The organism is Polaribacter litorisediminis (genome assembly GCF_019968605.1).
In the GTDB taxonomy this organism is placed as follows: domain Bacteria; phylum Bacteroidota; class Bacteroidia; order Flavobacteriales; family Flavobacteriaceae; genus Polaribacter; species Polaribacter litorisediminis.
Window position 1 is genome coordinate 2,704,934 of record NZ_CP082966.1, and the last position, 15,773, is coordinate 2,720,706.

At 31.9% G+C, this 15,773-nt stretch carries 12 protein-coding genes; 2 read left to right on the forward strand and 10 right to left on the reverse strand.

Going from position 1 to position 15,773, the window contains the following annotated elements:
- Window positions 1-136: 136 nt before the first annotated feature.
- The 3 genes from K8354_RS11545 to K8354_RS11555 form a co-directional block, all read right to left on the reverse strand.
- Window positions 137-943: a glucosaminidase domain-containing protein gene (locus K8354_RS11545; RefSeq protein WP_223439784.1), complete on the reverse strand. Its 807-nt coding sequence runs from the start codon at window positions 941-943 to the stop codon at window positions 137-139.
- A complete protein-coding gene (locus K8354_RS11550) occupies window positions 940-1,881 on the reverse strand; it encodes a 1-aminocyclopropane-1-carboxylate deaminase/D-cysteine desulfhydrase (RefSeq protein WP_223439786.1) in 942 nt (313 codons plus the stop codon). Before K8354_RS11550 ends, K8354_RS11545 begins: the two co-directional genes overlap by 4 nt.
- Window positions 1,882-1,949: 68 nt before the next feature.
- The gene (locus K8354_RS11555) at window positions 1,950-3,869 is read right to left on the reverse strand and encodes an ABC-F family ATP-binding cassette domain-containing protein (protein ID WP_223439788.1); all 1,920 of its coding nucleotides are present in this window, start codon (window positions 3,867-3,869) and stop codon (window positions 1,950-1,952) included.
- 53 nt (window positions 3,870-3,922) lie between these two features.
- On the opposite strand from K8354_RS11555, the gene K8354_RS18705 reads away from it, so the two are divergent.
- A complete protein-coding gene (locus K8354_RS18705; protein WP_223439790.1) occupies window positions 3,923-4,315 on the forward strand; it encodes a DUF983 domain-containing protein in 393 nt (130 codons plus the stop codon).
- On the opposite strand, the gene K8354_RS11565 is transcribed toward K8354_RS18705, so the two are convergent.
- From K8354_RS11565 to topA, 7 genes are all read right to left on the reverse strand, one after another.
- Complete coding sequence (locus tag K8354_RS11565; protein WP_223439792.1) at window positions 4,299-5,339, reverse strand: NAD(P)/FAD-dependent oxidoreductase; 1,041 nt, start codon at window positions 5,337-5,339, stop codon at window positions 4,299-4,301. The two genes, K8354_RS18705 and K8354_RS11565, sit on opposite strands and share 17 nt — an antisense overlap.
- A gap of 310 nt (window positions 5,340-5,649) precedes the next feature.
- The gene (gene porN / locus K8354_RS11570; RefSeq protein WP_223439793.1) at window positions 5,650-6,501 is read right to left on the reverse strand and encodes a type IX secretion system ring subunit PorN/GldN; all 852 of its coding nucleotides are present in this window, start codon (window positions 6,499-6,501) and stop codon (window positions 5,650-5,652) included.
- 19 nt (window positions 6,502-6,520) lie between these two features.
- Window positions 6,521-8,056, reverse strand: a complete 1,536-nt coding sequence (porM, locus tag K8354_RS11575; RefSeq protein ID WP_223439795.1) for a type IX secretion system motor protein PorM/GldM — start codon at window positions 8,054-8,056, stop codon at window positions 6,521-6,523.
- A gap of 41 nt (window positions 8,057-8,097) precedes the next feature.
- Window positions 8,098-8,736, reverse strand: coding sequence for a type IX secretion system motor protein PorL/GldL (gene porL, locus K8354_RS11580; protein WP_223439797.1), 639 nt, complete (start codon window positions 8,734-8,736; stop codon window positions 8,098-8,100).
- A gap of 47 nt (window positions 8,737-8,783) precedes the next feature.
- Window positions 8,784-10,151 (reverse strand): T9SS ring complex lipoprotein PorK/GldK, encoded by a 1,368-nt coding sequence (porK, locus tag K8354_RS11585; protein WP_223439798.1) that lies wholly within the window; start codon window positions 10,149-10,151, stop codon window positions 8,784-8,786.
- A gap of 103 nt (window positions 10,152-10,254) precedes the next feature.
- Entirely contained in the window at window positions 10,255-11,415 is a 1,161-nt protein-coding gene (locus tag K8354_RS11590; RefSeq protein WP_223439800.1) for a formimidoylglutamase, read from the reverse strand.
- A 32-nt stretch (window positions 11,416-11,447) separates the two neighbouring features.
- The gene (gene topA / locus K8354_RS11595; RefSeq protein WP_223439802.1) at window positions 11,448-13,982 is read right to left on the reverse strand and encodes a type I DNA topoisomerase; all 2,535 of its coding nucleotides are present in this window, start codon (window positions 13,980-13,982) and stop codon (window positions 11,448-11,450) included.
- A gap of 201 nt (window positions 13,983-14,183) precedes the next feature.
- Between topA and miaB the strand changes: the two genes are divergently transcribed.
- Window positions 14,184-15,638 carry a tRNA (N6-isopentenyl adenosine(37)-C2)-methylthiotransferase MiaB gene (gene miaB / locus K8354_RS11600; RefSeq protein ID WP_223439803.1) on the forward strand — a complete coding sequence of 485 codons (1,455 nt, stop codon included), beginning with the start codon at window positions 14,184-14,186 and terminating at the stop codon, window positions 15,636-15,638.
- Window positions 15,639-15,773 lie beyond the last annotated feature (135 nt).

Genomic DNA, 15,773 nt, shown 5'->3' on the forward strand with positions numbered 1-15,773 from the left:
TTTATTTTATTAGAACTCAAAACATCAACTACATTGAATGAATTTACGGGTAATTTCGGTCAAATGTTTCTTTTCTTTTCTTTTCTTTTCTTTTCTTTTCCAAAGGCTCCGTTTGCGACGCTCTAGTTAAAAACACTTATTTTAAAAGTAATTTTTGTCCGATAGAAATAGTATTGTCTTTTAAATTGTTGCGTTTTTTTAAAAGATCTATAGAAATTCCGAATTTTCTACTAATAGCATATAAAGTATCACCTTTTTGAACATTATAATATTTTATGTTCGTAGGCTCTGATATTCCTTCTGTAAAACCTTTATTTTTCACTATATCAAATTCATATAATTTATAATCATTGATAATTTTCAATAATTTTTCTGGATACTTTCTATCGGTTGCATACCCAGCTTTTCGCAGTCCATAAGCCCATTTTCGGTAATCTTTTATATTGTATTCAAATAAAAAAGCATAGCGTTTTCTTTGGGTTAAAAACAAGGAATGATCCTTGTAAGAAGTTTCTGGATATTGATATTTTCTAAAACATTCTCCTTTTTCATCATCATCATGATATACTCTTTCACCTTTCCATTGTGTGTGACATTTTATACCAAAATGATTGTTAGATTTTAATGCCAATTCTCCTCTCCCCGTGCCAGATTCTAAAATTCCTTGCGCCAAAGTAATGCTAGCCGGAATCTTATATTCATGCATTTCAAGCACAGCTATTGGAGCATATTTTCTAATATAAGCAAGTTTATATTTGTCAAGTTTCGGGTTTTTCTTGGCTAATTCTTTTGTAAGTTCTTTTTCATTTACAGAGGGTAATTCTATGGGTGCTGGCTCTGAAATTACCACTTCAGAATTTTTCTTTTGAATCACTCTTTTTTTAGAACCACAAGCCGTTAGAAAAAATATCGCCGATAAAAAAAATAAAACCCTTAATTTCATAGTACATTAATTATTTGTTCTTCTTTACTTTTCAATTTTTTATTAAAACCATCTATTCCTTGAATTCCTCCCGTATGAATTGCCAAAATTTTAGTACCTTCTGGAAATGTATCTTTTTTAATTAAATCAATGATTCCGAAAATCATTTTTCCCGTATAAATAGGATCTAACAAAACATTGGTTTCGGTTTTAAACTCATTGATAAAACGAATTAGTTCTTCATTATATTTAGCATATCCTCCAAAATGATAGGTTTTTTGTAATTTCCAATTTTTTCTATTGATGGTATATTTTTTAATTTCTTCGGATAAAAAATTCCCCTTCAGAGCAGGAAATCCGATAACTTTTTGCTTCTTTCCTATAGAATTTATCAACCCAGAAATTGTGCCACCTGTTCCTAAAGCAGCACAAATATAATGGAACTCTTTGTCTTCTTCTGTTAATATTTCTTCACAGCCTTTAACTGCCAAAATATTTGTACCTCCTTCAGGAATTAAATAAAAATCGCCCCATTTATTTTTTAGCTTTTCTATTAAACCAAAAGAAGTTTTTTGCCTATACTCTTCTCTAGAAACAAAATGTAACTTCATTCCGTTATTATGAGCTTCTCTTAGAGTTGCATTCTCCTCTAAGGTTTTTGTGAGGTTTTTACCTAATTCATCACCTCTAATGATTCCAAAAGTTTTTAATCCGGCTAATTTACCTGCTACGGCAGTTGCTACCACATGATTAGAATATGCACCACCAAAAGTAAGTATCGCCTTCTTTTTTAATTTTTTAGCTTCTTTCAGATTGTATTTTAGTTTTCTAAATTTATTACCCGAAACAAAAGGGTGAATTAAATCTTCTCTTTTAATTGATAGTTGTACTTTTTTTTCTTCCAAAACTGGGAGCGATATTTCTTGATTTTGAGTTGCTAAAATTTCATTAAAATTCATACTATATAATAGATATTGGGGAGTTAAATGCTATTTTAATTTCCGTAATAGAAGCGAACAGCTCTTTTTTAAGAAAATTTAGAAATCTGCTCTTCAACTTTTTCCCAATCTTCCATCAAAGCATCTATTTTTGCTTTTTTAGCTTTGTATTTTTGAAAAAAATTAGGTCTCGCAGAAACCTCTTCATAATTTTTGGCTAGTTCTAAATCTATTCTTTCAATTTCTTTTTCTAAATCAGCAATATCAGTTTCTATACTAGATAATTTATTATTTAATTTCTTCAACTCTTTTTCTTGTTCTCTAGAGAGTTGGTGTGCTTCATTTTTAGAAGTATCTTTTTGCTCTTTTACGATGGTTCTTTTTTCCGCTTCCCGTAAATTTTCCATTTTATGCTGATCCAAGAAATAATCGATATCTCCTAAATACTCTTTAATTTCTTTATCTTTAAATCCGTAAACAGTAGATGTTAACCCTTGTAAAAACTCTCTATCGTGAGAAACCACAATTAACGTTCCTGTAAACTGATTTAAAGCTTCTTTTAAAACAGTTTTAGACGCAATATCTAAATGATTTGTTGGCTCATCCATAATTAAGACATTAAATGGCTGTAATAATAATTTACACAAAGCCAATCTATTTCTTTCACCTCCAGAAAGCACTTTGGCTTTTTTATCTACGGCATCTCCACCAAACAAAAAAGACCCCAACATATCTCTAACCCGCATTCTGTTAGAGTCTGTAGCCGCATCTTCCATAATTTCTAAAACTGTTTTTTCTGGTGGTAAATATTCAGATTGATTTTGAGCAAAATATCCCACTTCTACATTATGACCGAGTTTTAAAAAGCCTTTAAACGGAATTTCACCAACCATCATTTTAGCTAAAGTTGATTTACCTTGTCCGTTTTGACCTACAAAAGCAATTTTACTATTCCGTTCAATTAATAAATCAACACCTTCTAAAACATGTTTATCGCCATAACTTTTACTTAAATTTTCGGCTTCGACAATAATTTTACCAGGTTCTTTAGAAATTGCAAAACGCACATTCATCGATGCATTATCGTCTTGATCTACCTCTATCAATTCAACTTTATCTAATTGTTTCATTAACGATTGCGCCATAGACGCCTTGCTCGCCTTTGCCTTAAATTTGTTAATTAAATGCTGTTTTTGCTTAATTTCTTTCTCTTGATTTTTCTGAGCTTGTAATTGCTTTTCTTTAATTTCTCCTCTTAATAACAAAAATTGAGAATATGGTTTTTTATAATCGTAAATTTGTCCTAAAGAAATTTCAATAGTTCTATTGGTTACATTATCTAAAAACATCTTATCATGAGAAACCAACACAATAGCGCCAGAATATCCCTTTAAAAAGTTTTCTAACCAAATAATCGATTCAATATCTAAGTGGTTTGTTGGCTCATCTAACAGTAAAATATCGTTATTCTGTAATAATAATTTTGCCAATTCTATGCGCATTCTCCATCCTCCAGAAAAGGTGTCTGTAAGTTTGTTAAAATCTTCTCTTTGAAAGCCTAAACCCTGTAATATTTTCTCGGTATCTCCTTGATAGTTATAACCTCCTAACAATTCATAACGCTCTGTTTTTTCTGTTAAGTCGATGATTAATTGACTATAAAAATCACTTTCATAATCTGTTCTTTGGGCAAGTTGCTCGTTAATTTCATCTAACTGCAACTCTATTTCTTTAATTTCCTCAAAAGCTTGGTAAGCCTCTTCTAAAATAGTTCTACCCGCAACAAAATCAATATCTTGTCGTAAAAAACCAATTTGTACATCTTTGTCAAATGCCATGGAACCAGCGCTGCTATCTATATCTTTTGATAAAACTTTTAAAAGTGTAGATTTTCCTGCACCATTTTTACCAATCAAGCCAATTCTATCTCCTTTATTGAGTTTAAAAGTGATTCCCTGAAACAACTCCGTTCCCATAAAGGAAACCGTTAAGTTATGTACGTTTAACATAAATTTTTGCGTAAATTTGTAGGTGCAAAACTACTTAAAAAATACAGTTTATCATGTTTAAAAAGGGCACAAAATTATACAGTATTTTAAATGGAAAATGTCCTAGATGTCATCAAGGCGATTTTTTCACGAACACCTTTACTTTTAATCCTTCAAAAGTTACTAAAATACACAATAATTGCTCAAAATGCAATTTAAAATATATGCTAGAACCTTCCTTTTTTTATGGTGCCATGTATATAAATTACGGCATTACAGTAGCAATTTCTATTATCGTTTTTGTAATTACTAAATTAGGATTTGAATTAAATTTATTAGAATCTTTTTTAAGTGTTTTAGCGGCTCTTCTTGTTTTGGCTCCTGTCAATTTAAGATTGGCAAGAATTATATGGATTAATATGTTTATTTCTTATGATGAAAAAGCATCAACTACAAAAAACGTTTAATATCTGTTTCTGGATCTAAATTTCCATTATTTTCTATATGATGAAACAATTCTTTTGCCAAAGTTGGCGCAATCATAACTCCGCGGGTTCCTAAACCGTTTAAAACTGCTAAATTTTTATGTGTTTTATGAATCCCTACTAAAGGTCTTCGGTCTTTTACGGCAGGTCTTATCCCTGCAGCTTGTGCTATAATTTTATAAGGGACATCAATTACCTTTTTTAACTTTTCTACTAATTCTTGTTTTCCTTCGTCAGAAGGATTTGAGGTTTTATCCTTGTGATTAAAAGTTGCACCCACTTTATACATCTCCCCTCCTAATGGCATCACAAATACCGTTGACTTTAAAAGAAAATCAATTTTTAACTTTGGAGCATAGATCGTTATGGTTTCCCCTTTCACTTCGTCTAATGGTAAATGTTTAAAATAAGGATTCTCTTTGACACCGAATCCTTCCGAAAATACAATTTTATTGGCCTCTAAATCTTGATATTGAATTAAATTATTTTCAAAGGCAATTTCTGAATAGTTAAATTTCTCAAACCGAATTAAATTATGATCTTTTAAATAGTCTCTATACGTTTTTATTAAAAGCAGCGTATCTATTCTCCCCCCTTCCTTTACATTGCCATAGTGATACGCTTCTAAAATACCAGGATACTTCTGTTTATCTAAAGTAGCATCTAAAAATGGTGCTACTTTTGGTTTGTCGAAGGCAGAAAACCAATTATTTTGATCTTCTATTGATTTAAATACTTTTTTAATGACAAATTTTTCATCAAACTTTAATTTCAATTTTTTTTCTAATCTTTCATAAAAAGGAAGTGCTACTGCCAACTGCTCTTTTGCATTCCATACGGGTGAAAATCGCTTTAATATAACAGGATTGTAAACACCTCCTGCCACCAATGAAGAAGTTTGAGAGTTATTTTCAAAAACTACAAAAGTTTTCTTTGCTACTAATAATTCCTCGGCAAATGCCAAACCTGCCAACCCTAAACCAACAATAATATAATCAACTTTCATGGTACAAAAATACTTAAGTTTTCATTAAAATTATGTATTTCATTAAAGTAACAGAAAACCTTTATCCTTTAATTTTATTTTTACTTTCTAAGCTTGAAATAGACCATTCTAATTCTAAACCTATGACTAAAACGATTTTTTCTAAAAACCAAAATCGTCAAATTAGAATTTAAAAGGAAGCTGTTAAAGGCAACAAAACCGTTCCATAAAAAAAACGCTTACTTTCGTAAACGTTTTTCTTTATTCTCTTAACATTAAAATTTAGTTATAAATTAAAACTAACTTAGCGTAGGTTGGAAAAATCTAATACTTAATAGTTCCACATATCAATTTCTCTATTTCTAATATCTTCTTTTATTTTATCGGCTTCTAAAAGCTGAAATAAAGAATTACCACGAACATATTTACTAATTTCTCTGTTACCATAAATGTTTTCTTCTCTGGTAATTACAGAACTAAATCTACGGGCATTTAATAAATGATCGTAAGAAATAGGATTAGAGTTATTCATCGGATTAAACACCTTTGATTCGTGTAAAACATCTCTAGCAGAAGGATAAAAAACCCAAAATATAGGCAAGTATTCATCAGATTCAGCATCTGAACCCAGAGTTTTCACATCTCTTCCTAGAGGTGCTATTCCTAATAATCGATACTTCATCTCTCCTTGGCGCTTATCAAAATACCACATTCCTTTTAACAAATAGGCCTTAATATCAGCAGCTCCAATATTGTATGGAATAGATCCAAACTCATCCTCTCTTACAAATTTTAAACGTTCTTCGATTAACTCGCTAGTAAACTTAGTTATAAAAAAAGTGTCGTCATAAACTTCTGTTATTTTTCCTTGCCTAATACCTTTCACTAAAACATCAAATAAAGATCTTCTATCGGATGACACATTACTAGTATCTGTAGGGAAATAAAATGGTAAATTTATTTTTTGATTTAAATCTATCTTTTCCCACACAACTTTAGACCACATCACATCTCTATCATCTACATAACCGTAAGGTATAGGTCCGTCATTATCTGAATCCAATTGTTGTTCATTTTCTTGACCTATTTGTGCTACTTTTTTTGCATTTAAAATATTAGTTTGGGCATTTATAAAGCCTGAAAACAATAAAAGTAAAAAAAAATTAAAATAGTTTTTAATCATAATCTTATCCTTTAATAATCTAATTAGTTATTTCTATAGTAACTGCCGATACCTTTTTCAGCTGATAGTTGCTACCAACAACAGTGGCCTTGATATCAAAAATAGTGATGTTATCCCCTCTTTTAGCTTTATTTAGTGCCTTTTTGGCTGCTGCGTCTAGTGATGATCCTTTAACTTCAACAGCAAATTGATTAGGCACTTTTATTTTAAAGCCGGTTACTTGTAATTTCAAATCGAACATAAAGTCTTGCATACCTGCTCCTACAGGAGAGTTTGCTAACGCTGCCTTTGGTAATTTTACTACATCGTATTGACCACGAAAGGAACCTTGTGCTGGTGGTATATCTTTTACTCTAAAAGGACTTTTAGAATTCACAATTTTACCACTACTTAATTTTGCACTTACATTAATCTCTGCGATGTCAGCTTTCCCCGGTCTTAACATATAAGATTCGCCAGAACCTGATAAAGCACCTCCAGTTGCACTAACTTTTAAATTATTAGCACTAACTCCTGGCAATGATACTGAAATTGGATTATCTATACCTCGGTATACCACGTTCATTTTTGATGCCGCAACAACAGCAGAGTTTGGTTCTGCAATTACAGAATATTTACTTTCAAATTTAACTGGAATCTCTACTCCCTTTTCAGTAAAAAAGATTGTACCTTTAATATCTTTTTCACCAACACTACCCGCTGGCATGTCTATAATTACCTGACCAGATTTTACGGTATTCGTTACATCCCTTCCGTTTAGAACGACCTTGTTAGGCACTAAAGTTTGATCATATCGTCCAAGAACCACTTGACCTGTTACCTTTTCCCCAGCAAAATAAGCTGATTTATCTAAACGTACAATACCTTGATAGTTGCTTAAAGATAAAGATTCTTCTAATTTACCACCTAACAAGTCTGTTACGATATCTGCTTCTGTATTTTTAATATCAGCCTGCATTTGTGTTAAATTCGTTAATGATGCTATCAAAGGAAAACCCTCATATCTATATTTTAACCAAGGCACAGTTTTACCATCTTTATTTATGGCATCTTCGGTATTAAATCTATCATTTAAAACAGATTCAAACTTATTTCCTGCGCCTAAAGTAGCAGATACATTTGTTCTGTACGAATTAATTTTCGCTAAAAACTCATCACCTTCTGGAGTATATTTATCACCTTTAAAGAAATATGTATCTAAGAAATCTGTTTTATCCATAGATTCATAATCGGTTTTATTTTCAACATCTGTAGTCATCTTTGTTTTTAATTCACCTATATAGGAATAAAACTCAGATGAATATTTCTTTATAACATTCGCTTTTTTATTTAGCTCGCCAAACTTTGCCGCTTGCTCTTTTGCTTTGGTTGCTAAATTGTTATAGGCATTATTATTCTTTTCTGTAGTAGAAACATTATTAGTTTCTATTTTTTCGTTCATGAAGCCAAAAGCTGATAGCACTTCTTTACTCATGTTCATTGCTAACATTGCAATAAAAACAAGGTACATTAAGTTAATCATCTTTTGTCTTGCAGACATTTTTCCTCCTGCCATATCTTAATTAGTTTTTTAAAGTTTATATTTTATTGAACTAATTATTTGCTAGACATTGCAGATAGCATATTACCATACACTCCGTTTAAAGAAGACAAGTTTTTTGCTAATGATTCCATTTGGTCTTTAAGTCTTTCCGTATTTTCTACAACAGAATTGTTTAATTCCGTTTGTTTGTTTGTACTTTCTAATTGCACTTTATACAAACCGTTAAGAGATTCCATCTGCACCGCTGCTAATGAAACTTGTTCATTGTATTTATTCGTTGAAGAAATAGATTCTGATGCAGCAGATAAACCTTCTGCAGCTCCTTGAAAGTTTTTCATACTTGTCCCTAAGCCTTCCATTAAGGCAGAATCAATTTTAGCTTCTTGTAGTAAATTATCTAATTTCTGAGATAACATCCCTTCAGCACCTAATTTTCTTTCTTGTTTAAACTCACCACTATTATCTAATTCTGGATATACTTTAGACCAGTCTAATTCTTCTTCTGGGGCATCGAAAGCAGATATTGCAAAAACCAATGCTTCTACAACCAACCCGATTGTTAGCATTACTCCACCTGTTATAATTCCAATAGAAAAGTGTTGAATTTTGAATAAGGCTCCGACGATTACTACTGCCGCTCCCATTCCGTATACGAAATTCATTGTTTTTTTGTACGCTCTTGATTGTGCCATTTTTTTCTTTTTTTTTAATTATTATTTATTTAGCAATATTTATTTTTCTAATTATTTGCTGTGCCCACATAGTTTTGAACTGTTCTAAAACCAATGTAACTTCTTGCCGTATCTGCATATTCATAATCTCTAGAACCTACTTCTAAAAAATATGCAACATCTTTCCATGATCCTCCTCTAATTATTTTTCTTTTATTCCTTCTATCTTCTACATTCGGATTCATTGTTGATGCCATATAGTATGAAGATAAATTATATGCCGTATTTGTCCATTCAGAAACATTACCCGCCATATTATACAAACCGTAATCATTGGCATTAAAAGACTTGGCTTCCATGGTGTATAAAGCCCCATCTACTGAATAATTACCCCTTACTGGTTTAAAGTTCGCTAAAAAACATCCACGATCGCTTGTTGTACCACCCGATCCCCATGGATATGTTGCAAACTCTAAACCACCTCTAGCAGCATATTCCCATTCAGCTTCTGTAGGTAATCTAAAATCTGGTACGCGCATTACTCCTTTTTTCTTTCTACTTAAAAAAGTATTTTTCTTTTTTGTTCTCCAATTACAAAAAGCAGTTGCTTGTCCCCAAGTAACCCCAACAACTGGATAATCTCCATAAGATTGATGTTGAAAATAATCTTGGTGCATAGGATCGTTATAAGAATAATTAAAATCTCTTACCCATACGGTAGTATCTGGATAGATATTTAAAACTTCTGTTTGCACAAAATCTTTTCTATTCCCACCTTTTCTAGCTGCATTATCTCTATCAAACCAAGAATACGAATAATTTAAAAACTTTGTATTAAATGTTCTGAGTCCATCTACAGCATCTTCCTTACTTATAAATAAAGAGTCCATAACTTCTACATAATCTACGTCCGGGAAATCTTCCTTTTTCCAAATAATCTCTTCATCCCAGTTTAAAGGTTGAATCGTATCGAAACTATAGTAGTTATCATACATATATTTTTGATATGCACTTGCTTTAACTGTATCTGATGCCTTAAATGCGTAATTCTGAATTCCAGAAGTTCGATTTTTTCCATTAGTTTCTGCAGTTCCTTCTCCTAAAGACGAAAATTCTGCCTGCTTCGCTAATCTATTTCTTACCACAGAATCTCTAACCCAAAAAACAAACTCTTTATATTCGTTGTTTGTAATTTCTGTTTCATCCATAAAGTAAGGTCTAACAGTTACTGTTTTGGTTGGTGAATTCATATTACCCAAAATGTCTTGATCCTGTTTACCCATTGTAAAAGAGCCACCTGGAATTAAAGTCATACCATAAGGTTTTTCTGAAAACCATTGTTTTTTAGACTTTACACCTACTAATTCACCTCTATCATTAGAACCACAACTGTAAAATAAGGTCATTAAAAGTGCAAAAATTGCTGCTTTTTTCATATATTTTTTTTGTCTTTACTAAAAGCTGTAAACTTATTATTTTTTTTGCGAAAATACAATGTTAAATTTGTTTTTCACCAAATAAGCATTTTTTTTTAATCAATTACATCATTTTTTGCATCGCTTTAAACCATCTTTCTGGGATAATTTGTCTCGTTGCCTCCAAATAATCTTGGTATGTACATGGTATTAACGCATGCCTTTTATATTTATTATCTGATAAAATATTTATCTCTATCCACCATCTACCTGTTTTGTTGCTCTTATAGAAAATTAAAGGATCATCATGCTCTAATAGAACTGTAAATTTTTGATAATTCTCTTTCCCTGAAAACGGATAGTCTTTTACCCTAAAATTTACACCTTCAATAAAATACCAAAGCATCTGCGCTATTAAGCTAGCTGTTTGATGGTTGTTATCGTACCGGGAATTATACTCGTAAATTCCGAAGGAAGAAACTTTATCGCTAATTCCTGCATATCTTGCAATAGCACAAATCTCTTCGCCATAAAAACCATTTGGAGAAGCATTGTTGTTCGCTGGAGCCTCACTTTGGCGCACTGCACCGATATCTATAGAAACAAGATCTGCATTTCTAAAAGCGGGTTCAATAATTTGTAAATCTTTTGCTTTCCCCAATCGGCAAGTATCAAAAAAAAGCGAATCAAACAATTCTATTTCTTCTTGCGCATTAAAATAAGTTTGATAACCAACATTGCTATAATTAAATAGATTATTGGGTTTTTGCATGATTATTTTACTCAAATAAGACTGCGAAGTTAGTTCATCTTCTAAACCACCCAAATCAAAACGACTATCAACGGCAGTAATATTTATAGTCTGCTCTAACGAATCGTATGCCCTATAATTTACATAGGTAATGTCTTGACCGCCCCCAATAATAATAGGTATAATATTTTGTTTCAATAAATCTGTAATGATTTCAGAAACAGCAAAATATGTATCTGCAACCGTATCTCCTTTCAGAACGTTTCCTAAATCGGCAATTTCTGTTTGCCATTTTCCAGGAAAAAGTTCATATAATTTTCTTCGGATAAAATATAAATTATCTCCACAACCCGCATTATTCTCGGAATTACGATCTTCTTCTACTCCGAAAATTGCTAATTTAACATTCGTTAACTCAGGAAACCCCTCTTCTAGAGAGTGAATTCTTATTGTATTTCCTATACAATGTACAGAATGGAACAATAAATCTGCTAAGGCAGCTTCTTTTACAGGAGATAAAAAATCTTGATTCATCAATTTGACTGGTTTCTTTATGCTACAAAATTTTATTTCTTTTTTACAGTTCTACTAACTGCAGTTTTCTTTTTTGGTATCGTTTTCTTTTTTGTTGCGGTCTTCTTTTTAGCTACTTTTTTCTTAGGAGTTTTGGCTTCAATCATCTTAATAGCTTCCTCCTTTGAAAGTTTTTCAATTTCTGTAGTTTTAGGTAATTCAATTTTAATTTTACCTTTAATTACATTAAACCTACCCCATCTTGCTTTTTCTACACGAATGCCCTCATCTTCCCAATTATGAATAACCTTCTCTATTTCTTTTTGTTTCTTAGCCTCTATTAACTCAATGATATCCTCATCAGAAAGATTCTCAAAATCATACTTTTTGTTTACGTTGATAAACATAGAATTCCATTTGATAAAAGGACCAAAACGACCAACTCCTTTTTGCACAGGCATATCTTCATAATAATAAATAGGTGCGTCCGCTTTTTGTTTGGCAACAATTAATTCTTTTGCTCTTGGCAAATCAACTTCCATTGGGTTTTCTCCTTTATCCAAAGAAACGAACATGGTTCCAAATCGGATGTAAGGACCAAAACGACCGTTGGAAACAATCACTTCTTCTCCTTCATAAGACCCTAAAGTTTTTGGCAGCAAAAACAACTCTAAAGCCTCCTCTAAAGTAATCATTCCTAAATGTTGATCCTTGTTTAAACTTGCAAATATCTTTTCTTCATCTTCTGGAGCCCCTATTTGCGCAATAGGTCCAAACTTCCCTAAACGAACTAAAACTGTTTTTCCTGAATCTGGATGTTTTCCTAAAATTCTTTCTCCCGATTCTCTTTCTGCATTTTCTTTAACATCTTCTACATTATTATGAAAATTAGTATAAAAAGATCTGATCATTTCTATCCAATTTTCATCACCTTCAGAAATATCATCAAAAGAAGATTCTACTTTTGCTGTAAAATTAAAATCTAAAATATTAGAAAAATTAGCCACTAAGAAGTCATTCACAATATTCCCAATATCCGTAGGAATTAATTTATTTTTATCGGAACCCGTTTTCTCTGACAACGTCTGACTTTTAATCAATCCGTTAGACAAAATCATTTGTTCATAAGCTCTTTCAACACCTTCGTTTTGGCCTTTTTCTACATACCCTCTTCTTTGCACCGTAGAAATTGTTGGTGCGTAGGTAGACGGGCGTCCAATTCCTAATTCTTCTAATTGTTTTACCAAAGAGGCTTCTGTAAATCTATATGGCGGACTTGTAAAACGTTGTGTTGCGTTGATAAAAGTATAGTCTAAATTTTCATTTACCTTTAAATTTGGCAACATGCCTGCTTGCTCTTCATCCTCATTGTCATTCCCTTCTAAATAGACTTTTAAAAAACCTTCAAACTTAATCATTTCACCATTCGCAGTAAAAATTTTAGAATTCTCTGAATTCTCAATTTTAATATTGGTTCTTTCTAATTGGGCATCACTCATTTGAGAAGCCAAGGTTCTTTTCCAAATTAAATCATACAATCTATTTTGATCGTATTCCGTATTAATGGAGTGCATTTTCATATTGGTTGGTCTAATTGCTTCGTGTGCCTCTTGTGCCCCTTTTGCTTTCGACTTAAAAATACGTTGTTTGCTATATTCTTTGCCGTAATAATTACTTATTTCTTCTTCTGCTGCATCTCTTGCATCTACGGATAAATTTACACTATCTGTTCTCATATAAGTAATTAAACCTGCCTCATACAATCGTTGTGCAACTTGCATGGTTTTTCCTACTGGGAAGCCTAATTTTCTTGAAGCCTCTTGTTGTAATGTTGACGTTGTAAAAGGCGCAGCTGGTGATTTTTTTGCTGGCTTCTTTGTTAAATCAGCAATTTTAAAATTAGCTTTTGCGCATGATTTTAAGAAATTTTCTGCAGATTTTTTAGATTCAAAATTCTTTGGAATCGTCGCTTTAAAAGTTTTTCCTTCATTATTAGAGAATTCAGCAACTACCTTATAATGTGTATCTGCCTTAAATTCTTGAATACTTCTTTCTTTTTCTACAATTAAGCGCACAGCAACAGATTGCACTCTACCTGCAGACAAGCCTCCTTTTACTTTTCGCCATAAAACAGGCGACAACTCGTACCCAACAAGTCTGTCTAAAACCCTACGTGCTTGTTGTGCATTTACCATATTATAATCGATATCTCTCGGATTTTCGACTGCCTTTAAAATAGCTTTCTTCGTTATTTCATGAAAAACAATACGTTTTGTATTTTCTTCTTTTAACGCTAATTGCTCTTTTAAATGCCATGCAATAGCTTCTCCTTCTCGATCCTCATCACTCGCTAACCAAACCGTTTTTGCTTTCTTTGCTAATGTTTTTAATTTTTTTACGATCGCTTTTTTATCATCAGAAACTATATATTTAGGACTAAAATCTCCCTCTACATCAATACCTAATTCCTTTGAGGGTAAATCTGCAATATGACCATAACTAGATTCTACTTGAAAATCTTTTCCAAGAAACTTCTCGATGGTTTTTGCCTTTGCTGGTGACTCTACAATTACTAAATTCTTTGCCATATCTCTCTTTTTATTACCTAAAACACAACATTAACTGCCTGTGTAAAGATTGCAAAAGTATGTAGTTTTTTTTTATAAAAAATTTTTTGTTTGATTTTCTACTTATATTTAACAGAAATACATTAGATTTTTTCTGCCAATTTGTCATAAAAATTCAAATTTGGTTGTACCTTTGTAGTTCTTGAAATGATACAATATTTGATGGAACACGTAGAAAAAATTATCGACGAAAAAATACAAGGAAAAGCCCTTGTAACCGAAAATAAAAAAGAAAACACTAAAAAATTATTTATAGAAAGCTATGGCTGTCAAATGAATATGAACGATAGTGAAATAGTTGCCGCTATTTTAGACAAAGAAGGTTACAACACTACACAGATACTTGAAGAAGCAGATTTAGTTTTGGTAAACACCTGCTCTATTCGTGAAAAAGCAGAAACTTCGGTTCGTAAAAGATTGCAAAAATACAATGCTGTAAAACAAGTTAATAAAAAAATGAAAGTAGGCGTTTTAGGCTGCATGGCAGAACGTTTAAAAGAAAAATTTTTAGAAGAAGAAAAAATTGTTGATCTGGTTGTAGGACCGGATGCCTATAAAGATTTACCAAATTTATTAGAGGAGGTGTATGAAGGCAGAGATGCGGTTAATGTTATTTTATCTAAAGATGAAACTTATGGTGATATTTCTCCTGTTCGCTTAAATTCTAATGGCGTTACTGCATTTGTTTCGATTACACGTGGCTGTGATAATATGTGTACGTTTTGTGTTGTTCCTTTTACACGTGGGCGAGAAAGAAGCAGAGATCCGAAAAGTATTTTAGAAGAAATTCAATCGATGGTGGATAAAAACTTCAAAGAAATTACATTATTAGGTCAGAATGTAGATAGCTTTTTATGGTATGGTGGCGGTCTAAAAAAAGATTTTAAGAAAGCTTCCGAAATGGCGCAAGCCACTGCTGTTGGTTTTGCAGAGTTGTTAGATATGTGTGCCACAAAGTTCCCAAAAACACGTTTTCGCTTTTCAACATCTAATCCACAAGATATGAGTTTAGAGGTGATTCACGTCATGGCAAAACATAAAAATATTTGTAAATATTTACATCTACCTGTTCAGAGTGGCAGTAATGCCATGCTAAAAGCAATGAATAGACAACATACCCGTGAAGAATACAAAACATTAGTAGATAATATTTTTAAGATTGTTCCAGAAATGTCTTTATCGCAAGATATGATTGTTGGTTTTTGCGGAGAAACAGAAGAAGATCATCAAGATACTTTAGAGTTAATGAAATATGTAAAATATGATTTTGGTTTTATGTTTGCCTATTCTGAAAGACCAGGAACTTTAGCCGGAAAAAAGATGAAAGATGATGTGCCTTTTGCGGTAAAAAAACGCAGACTGCAAGAAGTTATCGATTTACAACAAGAGCACGCATTGTATAGAACACAACAACATTTAGGGAAAATAGAAGAATTTTTAATCGAAGGTACTTCAAAGAAAAATCCGAATGAATGGAAAGGCAGAAACACACAAAATACAGTTGCTGTTTTTGCAAAAGACGAGTATCAATTAGGAGATTTTGTAATGGTAAAAATTGAAGATTGTACTTCTGCTACTTTAAAAGGAACTGTTGTTGGGTATTCAGATAATAATTAAAACCCCATCCTTAATCCTTCCCTAGAAAAGGAAGCGATTATGAAATAAAATAAAAAGGAGGCAAGACGTCTTAGATTTAGGGAAAATTAAAACATAAAGTAGATAACACAAGAGTATTTTCCCCTTTGGGGAAAT

Bases quoted from the DNA above. Each gene is read 5' to 3' on its own strand.
- K8354_RS11590 (WP_223439800.1), bottom strand. From the start codon at position 11,415: ATGAATCAAGATTTTTTATCTCCTGTAAAAGAAGCTGCCTTAGCAGAT.
- porL (WP_223439797.1), bottom strand. From the start codon at position 8,736: ATGGCACAATCAAGAGCGTACAAAAAAACAATGAATTTCGTATACGGA.
- K8354_RS11550 (WP_223439786.1), bottom strand. From the start codon at position 1,881: ATGAATTTTAATGAAATTTTAGCAACTCAAAATCAAGAAATATCGCTC.
- K8354_RS11565 (WP_223439792.1), bottom strand. From the start codon at position 5,339: ATGAAAGTTGATTATATTATTGTTGGTTTAGGGTTGGCAGGTTTGGCA.
- K8354_RS11545 (WP_223439784.1), bottom strand. From the start codon at position 943: ATGAAATTAAGGGTTTTATTTTTTTTATCGGCGATATTTTTTCTAACG.
- porN (WP_223439793.1), bottom strand. From the start codon at position 6,501: ATGATTAAAAACTATTTTAATTTTTTTTTACTTTTATTGTTTTCAGGC.
- K8354_RS18705 (WP_223439790.1), top strand. From the start codon at position 3,923: ATGTTTAAAAAGGGCACAAAATTATACAGTATTTTAAATGGAAAATGT.
- porM (WP_223439795.1), bottom strand. From the start codon at position 8,056: ATGGCAGGAGGAAAAATGTCTGCAAGACAAAAGATGATTAACTTAATG.
- miaB (WP_223439803.1), top strand. From the start codon at position 14,184: ATGGAACACGTAGAAAAAATTATCGACGAAAAAATACAAGGAAAAGCC.
- K8354_RS11555 (WP_223439788.1), bottom strand. From the start codon at position 3,869: ATGTTAAACGTACATAACTTAACGGTTTCCTTTATGGGAACGGAGTTG.
- topA (WP_223439802.1), bottom strand. From the start codon at position 13,982: ATGGCAAAGAATTTAGTAATTGTAGAGTCACCAGCAAAGGCAAAAACC.
- porK (WP_223439798.1), bottom strand. From the start codon at position 10,151: ATGAAAAAAGCAGCAATTTTTGCACTTTTAATGACCTTATTTTACAGT.